We start from the raw sequence: 6,874 nt of genomic DNA on the forward strand, positions 1-6,874 counted from the left end.
TGTATCAGCAACGACTTTAGCGGCCTCAATAATGGTGATCCCCTTGGCTCTTACCAGCAAATCCAGTCCATCACCATGATTCGGCTCATCACACTGGCGGCAATGCCAGTCACCGTGACCGTGATCGTCCATGAAGTGAAAGCGGTCAGTACCTCCGCATATCGGGCAAGCACCATGCTTACCCTTTGCCGGAACATCCACCCCACAGGCAGCCAGCAACCCTTGCCAGTGATCTTTAGCCGCTGTTTTCACTGAACGGATATCAATATGATTTACCATTTGGGGAACCCCTCACGGTGATGGATTTCAAAATCCGCATGCTGTGCGGTGTCATTCAGGGCTTCGGCTATCCTTGGCAGATACGTCAGGGCTTCACCAATGCGGCGTAAGTCGTCCCTAGCCTGACAATCTGTATAGTTTTCATTATCCGTTGACCAGAAAGCCAACTCCCCCATCGCTGACATTGCCGCCATCACTGCGCTATGCGCTCCATCTGAATGTTTGCGCAGATCTTTCAGTTCCTCAGTGTTCATAGCGCTAAAGTTATTTTTTACCAAATGGTTATAGATATCAGACATGATCAGGCTCTCCCTGCGTAGGTGTATTCTTTAGTGAAACGGCTTACTGGCATAATGCACGGGGTGGTATAACCTTCACGGACAAAGGTCACGCGGTTAAAGTCCACCGACAGCACCTGAACGGTTTCCCCGTTCTGATGGGTGTAATAGTCATGAGGGGCAGGGTTAGGCATGACTCACCCCCTGACGGGAAACAAATACCAGAGAGGAAATACCAGCCAGTAGACGGGCTTCACCTTCACAGTCCGCCAGAACAGTAATGAGGCGTACAGGGTGAATATCCACCAGACGTTGATTGCCTGATGCAATTAGGAATGTAAATTTAAGGCGAGTTTGGGTATGCTGTGGTGTATCCATAGCGTAAGACTCCTTTACGTTGTGGTTAGACGCCTCGATAGTGTTAGCCGCACTTCGGGGCGTTGCTTTTTTCTGCCTTGAATTCCTCAAGGTGTATTTCACTTTATCCATGGGTGAAATGAACGTCAATACTTTTTTTAGTTTATTTTTTATGTATACTGACATACACCGAAATATAGAGGATTCAGTAATGGCAACTGGTGCAAAGAATGCAAAATCACAAATGACTACCGTCCGCATCCCCCATGAAGTTATGGAGGATATGGAAAAAGTTAAAAGTGATGATGAAAGCAATGCTGGTTTTATCGTCACTGCAATGAAAGGCGAGATCAAACGCCGCCAGCGCAAAGCCAAAGCATCATCTGAACAATAACTAACCGAGTGAACATTATTCACATGGTTATCTGAGCAATAACCAACCAAGTCAATATTATTGCCTTGGTTCACTCCCCCTCTTAAAGATGGTAAGTTGATTGAGCAATAACTAACCAACCCGATGTTATCGGGGAGCCTAACCAAATCTCTTAAAGATATGAGGTTCTTAAGCTCTTGTAATTCTTCGTAAAGCAAATCTGAGTAACGCCAAAGGGTAGCATTCGCCGTGCTATCCTTTTCTTTTTGTGCTCCACTCAATGAGGATCGCAAATTAACCGCGTAGCTAAATGATACGCGCAAATTCTGTGAGTCAGCATTACTGACGCTCAAATTATGAGCAGACTGCATATTTGCAGCTTGACTATATTTCAATGGGTTAAGTAACCACCCCGATAATTTCGGGGAGCCTCCCAAAGTGAGGACTTCGGTAATAGGACTCCTTAACCTCAAGGAGTCTACGCAGTTAACAATGATCATCACTCTGCCTCTTCCAAAAGGTCAGGCTGGTATGTTATCCACAGTTCCCGTCCTTCTTTATTTAAGCTGGCTAGTTCTCCTTTGCATGATTGAAGATCGCGCCCACGTTGAGACGCAATTACTTTGTATTCGTTCTGTCGCCGGGTGAAGTCGTTCAGCGCAGCAAATGGCACACCGTAAGAACCCGTTTTACGGATAGACGGGATAACCTCACGGAATACCCAATTAGCGAATCGATGGGCAAACGTTCCTTGCTTGGTAGCCTTGCGACTGCGGGTAATTAGTTTGTAAAAGCCAGATTCTGAAATGGCATTAAAAATAGGGTTCCCAGCATCAGTAATACCCTTTATTGAACATAGGGTATTTTCATCATCATCTAATGCTTTCATAGAATTGGTGACGTTAGATATTTCTAACGTCTTGCACACATCAGCAGCAATAAACCACGGCTCATTGTTATTTTTGAAAATTCGAACCTGTACACCCTCAAATTTAATAAATGAGATATCCGCTGAGTCGATATTTAAAATACCTCTCTGGCTAAATTTAGGGTGAGTTTGACCGTTGCCAATCAAGGCAGTAATTCTTTCCATGATGTCATTCCTTAATTAACAGGTTTACGGCTGTATGGGTTATTCACGTTTTCCACTGTTGGCGGGTTGCGTACCCACCATAAAACATCACTTAAAAGCCACGAAACGGAATTACGTCCCAATGGAACTCGTTTCGGAAATTTACCTTCTTCTTCTAATACCCAACGACGAGAACGCGATAAACTGGAAAGGTGCTCACATTCTTTTTCTCTGATTCTGCGATCATATTTCTCACCATACTCATTTAAAATTAATTGTCTTTCTTGTGGTGTTGGTGAAGTAAATTTCTCTGCCATAGTTTTATATTCTCCAAAAACAAAAACCCCGCGAGCGAGGTTGTTATTAATTTAAATTTATTTTATTCGGGCTTCCAAGTGCCTTTTATCCATGCCTGAATTTCAGACAGTCGATAAACTATCGTTTGAGGCCCTACTTTTATTCTTGCCGGAAATTGACCTTTTTTCTCCAATAAAACTCTCTGTCTTTGTCCAATTGAAGTTAACCATTCGCATTCTTCTATTCTTATTAATCGATCAATCTTATCATCACGTTCTAATTCTTCACGAGTTAATATATGTATCATAATTGATACCTCATTTCACTAAAGAATCCAGATAATTAACCCACCAATCAAGCGCCTCTTTTTTCCTATCCATATATTTACTTCGATTATAAATTCCTGCAACGCCACCTAATGTATGGCCTAATAACTGTTCAACTACATTATGCTCAAATCCATTATCACTAAGATTTGTTGCCAACACTCTACGCATATCGTGTGCTGTCCATTTCTCTTTATGGCCTAATCTTTTCCACATTTTTGCAATTACTGTACTTGTTGTAACTTGTTTCATATCAAAACCGATAACGTATCTTCTATTTTTTGTTATTTGGTTTAGTAATAACAGCCAACTTTTAAAATTATCTGGTATCGGCCTGATAATTTCTTTTCCGCTTTTACTGTGCTCTGGAGGTACTCGCCATATATTATTTGAAAAATCCCATTCATCCCATGTCGAAGTTAATATCTCAGATAACCTACAACCGAAAATGATTAAAAACCGAAGAATAATTCTTATCTCATGTGTCATAATATGGTTATCATATTCTTTATTGACACAATGCCATACATCACGCAGCTCATCACTTGTTAATACTCTATCTCTCTCATTGGCTTTCTTACCTACATCACCAATATTTAAATCATCTATTTCGTGACTAATTGCATACTTTCTTACCCTGCAAAATTTCAACGCTTGCTGTGAAATTTTTAAAAGCACTCCCGCTTGTACTGGCGAGTTTATTTTAATTCTATCAAAGCACATTAACCACATTGATAATGTACATTCATTTAATGGAATATCTCCAATATATGAATAAATATGTTTGGAAAAACCATCTCTAATATGGATTGCTGCTTTTCGTTTATCGATAGCATAATTATTAATCCAATATTCTATGGCGTCTTTTACAGTAACAGGTTTTAAAGTATCTTCTTTTGTTATTTTTATCTGTATTCTTGGATCTTTTCCCTCCGCTAACCATACTCGGCATTTATCCCTTTTCTCCCTTGCCGCTTTTAAGCTCAAATCCGGGTATTTACCCAATGTTAGCCATATCGGAGCGCTCTCACGCCCATACAGACGGTAGAAAAACACAAAACTGATTGTTCCCTGTTTACTTAATCTGATTGATAGCCCGTTCCCATCTGCTATTGTCTGTTGTTTTTCAACTGGTTTGCCATACAAGGATTTAAGTTTTTTATCACTGAGCTTATTAATAGCCATTGAGCGAACCTTTTCTTATTTTGCAATACACATTGCAATACGCAGCATGGTGAAACAACCAGAAAACACCAAAACAAATGAAAACCTTTAATTTGTATTTGTTTTTTGTTTTCATGAAGTTGCAATAAACATGAGTACGCGTACCTCTCTCACATTTATAGAGTTTACATTTGCCGCCTGAATATCGCCCCTGTGGTCGCTGATAGGATTGATGCGATCGTAAGCCATCCACAACATCAATTCGCTGGCGCTTAACCCGCCCTGCAACTCGGATAAGGTTTTACCGAGCCGCAAAGCGAGTGTCAGCATGAAGAAGGTCAACGGGGAACTGACTTTTTTTCAGCTTCGTCACTGTCAGTCACCAGACTGAGTGCTTGATGCAACAAGCGGGAATGGACGGGGGCGTAGATTTTCATCACGGCTTCCATGTCGTCAGGCGTGAAGACCGGCTCACCGTTTTCATTGCACAGCACATCAATGAACAGCACAACGTCCGCACGGGTATTGCGAAGTACCTTCTCTTCAATCGATATCGAAGTGTCATCATCAGATTGGGAATGGCTGATTTCATGCCATTTGATCCACGCAGAGGCGGAGGGTTCACGCAAGATGACTGTCGCGCTATCCCACTCGCTCACCGTGACGGTTTTAGTGCGAAATCCCAAATGAGGCGTTAATGCCAGTTGGCGAATGTTCATGCCTGATTATCCTTCTGGAGTGATGCCGGTTTTTTGTTCAGCGGGGTTGGGCGGCCTTTCATGCGCAAAGTAAAAGAGGCGCTGACAATGCCGTTCGCGGCGGCACTCCACGATTCCTGCCTGACCTCCGCCAGAAAGGTGTAGCCATTGCCGCTGGGGAACCGGACGCGGAAGGCGTAGGCCTGATCGGTACTGTAGGCGAGGCGCAAAATATCCTGCCCTTCCTCATCGGCAGTCCAGTGCCCGGAAATCGTGATTTCAGCCGGCGCGGCCAGACCGTTAATCATTTCCTGCTCACGGGATCCAAGCGTGGTCACTTCGATATCTGATTTTTGACCGCCAGTGTAGTTTATTTCTTTCACTGAGGTATCAATCGGCACCCATTTAATGGCGGGATTGCTGTCATCATTAGCCGCATCCGCCGACACGGACAGCGAGGTGCCTAACGTTTTTTCATATTTTGCCATGAATTTATCTCCGGCAGGGTTAAGTGTAGATTTTGCATGTCAGGGTGGCGCGATAGAGTTCAGTGTCATCCTCGAAACTGTTCTCACGTTCCACCTCAAAGGGTTGCAGTTTTTTGACGGCATTGAAGGCATCGTCGCAAATCGTCTCGGCGTACTCCAACATCGGTGCGTAGGCATCAATCTGAATGCGCGTCATTTTCACGGATTGACCGCTCAGCACATCTGTGCAAATGCTGTAGGTGGAGAAGACGCACCACGGCGAGGGGGTTTTTCTTTCTGTTTGCGGAATTAAATACGGAAACACCCGTCCGGGCAGCACCGGATCTAACAGTCTGAACAGGTCGCCGTCTTTCATTTCGCCAGTACCTCGTCAATCGCTTTCAGCGCCACATTAAAGGCCGCCTCAGCGGCTTCGTCAGCCTTAGCATCAAAGGCCGGATCGATAAAGGGGCGGGCGGCCATTCTGGATGTGCCTTTTTCCAGAAAGCGCCAGTAGTAGGAGTTTCGTGGGTCATTTTTTTTCATTTTGGTGTCACTGTTCGCGCCGGATTTATTCGCGCCCCTTACATAAACACCCGATGAAATTGTGCCATCCCGTCCTTTTTTTCTGTTGGCCGCCATAATGTTCTTTTTCAGGCGGCCTGTTCTGACCGGTGCCCGTTTGCGGGTTTCGTCGCGCAGGAGTTTGGCACCCGCATATGTCCCTTTACGTAACACGGTGTTGCTTTCGGCTTTACTGAGCAGTGCTAAATCCCGTGACAGGGATTTGAGTGCAGAAAAATCAACGGTTGTCATTGCTTAACACCCTCCTGACAGAGCAGTTCCAACAGGGTTAATTTATTGTCCGGCATCACCGCCTGAATCGCGTAAGTTTTGCCCTTGAAAACGATATCCATCGTGGTATCGATATCACGGCGATACCGTATCCAGAACCGCACAATACTTTCAGACAGTACAGCCTTGGAGGCTACCAGCTCACGACCACTGATAAATTTCGCCTCCGACCAGACTGTTGCTACGGTATAGCGTTCTTTTATAACGCCACCCGATGGCGTCCGACGAGTGCGGATACCCTGAATGTCGATGCGATGTCGAAGCCTTCCGATGTCCATTATTCCCCCCTCATTGGCCTGATACGGTAATCGTTAAGCAGCTCTTTAAATCCGCTGGTCAATACGTTGGGTTCGCGGTTTTCATACCAGAACCCTACTGCCAGCATTAAGGCCAGTTTAACCAGAGGGGTTATCACCATGCCGTCAGGATCATCCTCAGGAACGCGGTCTACATAGAGGTTACGATTGAGATAGTTTTCTGCTTTTTCTTTAGCAACGGCAAGATAGGTCAGCAGCAGCTCGTCGTCCTGAGTTTCATCCACTTTGCACTGCAAGCGCAATTCTTCAATCGTGGGTAATTGCATATTTCCCCCAATAATAAGGCGGCACGCTGGCCGCCATCGTGATCACGCTTTGCCCGCGGCGGTTTTCAGCAGTTTCACCGCGTTGCTGTCCACCAGCAGGGAACCTACGCGCTTGGTGGTATAAA

15 protein-coding genes and 1 pseudogene are annotated in these 6,874 nt (G+C 44.6%); 1 reads left to right on the forward strand and 15 read right to left on the reverse strand.

The annotated features are described in order from the left end of the window. The 4 genes from Xkoz_RS18205 to Xkoz_RS21400 all read right to left on the reverse strand — a co-directional run. A partial coding sequence (locus Xkoz_RS18205; RefSeq protein ID WP_279627419.1) for a primase-helicase zinc-binding domain-containing protein occupies positions 1-279 on the reverse strand: 279 nt, incomplete at its 3' end. Beyond that, positions 273-578: a hypothetical protein gene (locus Xkoz_RS18210; protein ID WP_099143372.1), complete on the reverse strand. Its 306-nt coding sequence runs from the start codon at positions 576-578 to the stop codon at positions 273-275. The genes Xkoz_RS18205 and Xkoz_RS18210, both read right to left, overlap by 7 nt. 2 nt (positions 579-580) lie before the next feature. Further along, complete coding sequence (locus tag Xkoz_RS18215; protein ID WP_099143373.1) at positions 581-751, reverse strand: DUF4222 domain-containing protein; 171 nt, start codon at positions 749-751, stop codon at positions 581-583. After that, a complete protein-coding gene (locus tag Xkoz_RS21400; RefSeq protein ID WP_167386622.1) occupies positions 744-935 on the reverse strand; it encodes a hypothetical protein in 192 nt (63 codons plus the stop codon). Before Xkoz_RS21400 ends, Xkoz_RS18215 begins: the two co-directional genes overlap by 8 nt. A gap of 40 nt (positions 936-975) precedes the next feature. On the opposite strand from Xkoz_RS21400, the gene Xkoz_RS23615 reads away from it, so the two are divergent. Next, entirely contained in the window at positions 976-1,308 is a 333-nt protein-coding gene (locus Xkoz_RS23615) for a YlcI/YnfO family protein (RefSeq protein WP_244183512.1), read from the forward strand. A 478-nt stretch (positions 1,309-1,786) separates the two neighbouring features. Here the strand turns inward: Xkoz_RS23615 and Xkoz_RS18225 are convergent, their stop codons facing one another. The 11 genes and pseudogenes from Xkoz_RS18225 to Xkoz_RS18275 all read right to left on the reverse strand — a co-directional run bounded on the left by Xkoz_RS18225 (position 1,787) and on the right by Xkoz_RS18275 (position 6,749). Continuing rightward, a complete protein-coding gene (locus tag Xkoz_RS18225; protein WP_099143374.1) occupies positions 1,787-2,380 on the reverse strand; it encodes a BRO-N domain-containing protein in 594 nt (197 codons plus the stop codon). Between the two features lie 11 nt (positions 2,381-2,391). After that, the gene (locus tag Xkoz_RS18230) at positions 2,392-2,676 is read right to left on the reverse strand and encodes a helix-turn-helix transcriptional regulator (protein WP_099143375.1); all 285 of its coding nucleotides are present in this window, start codon (positions 2,674-2,676) and stop codon (positions 2,392-2,394) included. Positions 2,677-2,738: 62 nt separating this feature from the next. Further along, the gene (locus Xkoz_RS18235) at positions 2,739-2,963 is read right to left on the reverse strand and encodes a helix-turn-helix transcriptional regulator (protein ID WP_099143376.1); all 225 of its coding nucleotides are present in this window, start codon (positions 2,961-2,963) and stop codon (positions 2,739-2,741) included. A 10-nt stretch (positions 2,964-2,973) separates the two neighbouring features. Next, positions 2,974-4,167, reverse strand: coding sequence for a tyrosine-type recombinase/integrase (locus tag Xkoz_RS18240; RefSeq protein WP_099143377.1), 1,194 nt, complete (start codon positions 4,165-4,167; stop codon positions 2,974-2,976). A gap of 159 nt (positions 4,168-4,326) precedes the next feature. Continuing rightward, positions 4,327-4,476, reverse strand: a pseudogene (locus tag Xkoz_RS18245) (phage tail assembly protein T); the annotation flags it as partial. Positions 4,477-4,484: 8 nt separating this feature from the next. Next, positions 4,485-4,865 (reverse strand): phage tail assembly chaperone, encoded by a 381-nt coding sequence (locus Xkoz_RS18250; protein WP_099143379.1) that lies wholly within the window; start codon positions 4,863-4,865, stop codon positions 4,485-4,487. Further along, a complete protein-coding gene (locus tag Xkoz_RS18255; protein ID WP_099143380.1) occupies positions 4,862-5,332 on the reverse strand; it encodes a phage tail tube protein in 471 nt (156 codons plus the stop codon). The genes Xkoz_RS18250 and Xkoz_RS18255 overlap by 4 nt, the downstream gene beginning before the upstream one ends. 19 nt (positions 5,333-5,351) lie before the next feature. Continuing rightward, entirely contained in the window at positions 5,352-5,687 is a 336-nt protein-coding gene (locus Xkoz_RS18260) for a hypothetical protein (protein WP_099143381.1), read from the reverse strand. Further along, positions 5,684-6,127 carry an HK97-gp10 family putative phage morphogenesis protein gene (locus Xkoz_RS18265; protein WP_099143382.1) on the reverse strand — a complete coding sequence of 148 codons (444 nt, stop codon included), beginning with the start codon at positions 6,125-6,127 and terminating at the stop codon, positions 5,684-5,686. The genes Xkoz_RS18260 and Xkoz_RS18265 overlap by 4 nt, the downstream gene beginning before the upstream one ends. Further along, entirely contained in the window at positions 6,124-6,444 is a 321-nt protein-coding gene (locus Xkoz_RS18270) for a phage head closure protein (protein ID WP_099143383.1), read from the reverse strand. The genes Xkoz_RS18265 and Xkoz_RS18270 overlap by 4 nt, the downstream gene beginning before the upstream one ends. Continuing rightward, the gene (locus Xkoz_RS18275; RefSeq protein ID WP_099143384.1) at positions 6,444-6,749 is read right to left on the reverse strand and encodes a head-tail connector protein; all 306 of its coding nucleotides are present in this window, start codon (positions 6,747-6,749) and stop codon (positions 6,444-6,446) included. The genes Xkoz_RS18270 and Xkoz_RS18275 overlap by 1 nt, the downstream gene beginning before the upstream one ends. Positions 6,750-6,874 lie beyond the last annotated feature (125 nt).

Source organism: Xenorhabdus kozodoii, from assembly GCF_002632875.1.
GTDB classification, from domain to species: Bacteria; Pseudomonadota; Gammaproteobacteria; order Enterobacterales; family Enterobacteriaceae; genus Xenorhabdus; species Xenorhabdus kozodoii.

Bases quoted from the DNA above. Each gene is read 5' to 3' on its own strand.
- Xkoz_RS18210 (WP_099143372.1), bottom strand. From the start codon at position 578: ATGTCTGATATCTATAACCATTTGGTAAAAAATAACTTTAGCGCTATG.
- Xkoz_RS18215 (WP_099143373.1), bottom strand. From the start codon at position 751: ATGCCTAACCCTGCCCCTCATGACTATTACACCCATCAGAACGGGGAA.
- Xkoz_RS21400 (WP_167386622.1), bottom strand. From the start codon at position 935: ATGGATACACCACAGCATACCCAAACTCGCCTTAAATTTACATTCCTA.
- Xkoz_RS18225 (WP_099143374.1), bottom strand. From the start codon at position 2,380: ATGGAAAGAATTACTGCCTTGATTGGCAACGGTCAAACTCACCCTAAA.
- Xkoz_RS18230 (WP_099143375.1), bottom strand. From the start codon at position 2,676: ATGGCAGAGAAATTTACTTCACCAACACCACAAGAAAGACAATTAATT.
- Xkoz_RS18235 (WP_099143376.1), bottom strand. From the start codon at position 2,963: ATGATACATATATTAACTCGTGAAGAATTAGAACGTGATGATAAGATT.
- Xkoz_RS18240 (WP_099143377.1), bottom strand. From the start codon at position 4,167: ATGGCTATTAATAAGCTCAGTGATAAAAAACTTAAATCCTTGTATGGC.
- Xkoz_RS18250 (WP_099143379.1), bottom strand. From the start codon at position 4,865: ATGAACATTCGCCAACTGGCATTAACGCCTCATTTGGGATTTCGCACT.
- Xkoz_RS18255 (WP_099143380.1), bottom strand. From the start codon at position 5,332: ATGGCAAAATATGAAAAAACGTTAGGCACCTCGCTGTCCGTGTCGGCG.
- Xkoz_RS18260 (WP_099143381.1), bottom strand. From the start codon at position 5,687: ATGAAAGACGGCGACCTGTTCAGACTGTTAGATCCGGTGCTGCCCGGA.
- Xkoz_RS18265 (WP_099143382.1), bottom strand. From the start codon at position 6,127: ATGACAACCGTTGATTTTTCTGCACTCAAATCCCTGTCACGGGATTTA.
- Xkoz_RS18270 (WP_099143383.1), bottom strand. From the start codon at position 6,444: ATGGACATCGGAAGGCTTCGACATCGCATCGACATTCAGGGTATCCGC.
- Xkoz_RS18275 (WP_099143384.1), bottom strand. From the start codon at position 6,749: ATGCAATTACCCACGATTGAAGAATTGCGCTTGCAGTGCAAAGTGGAT.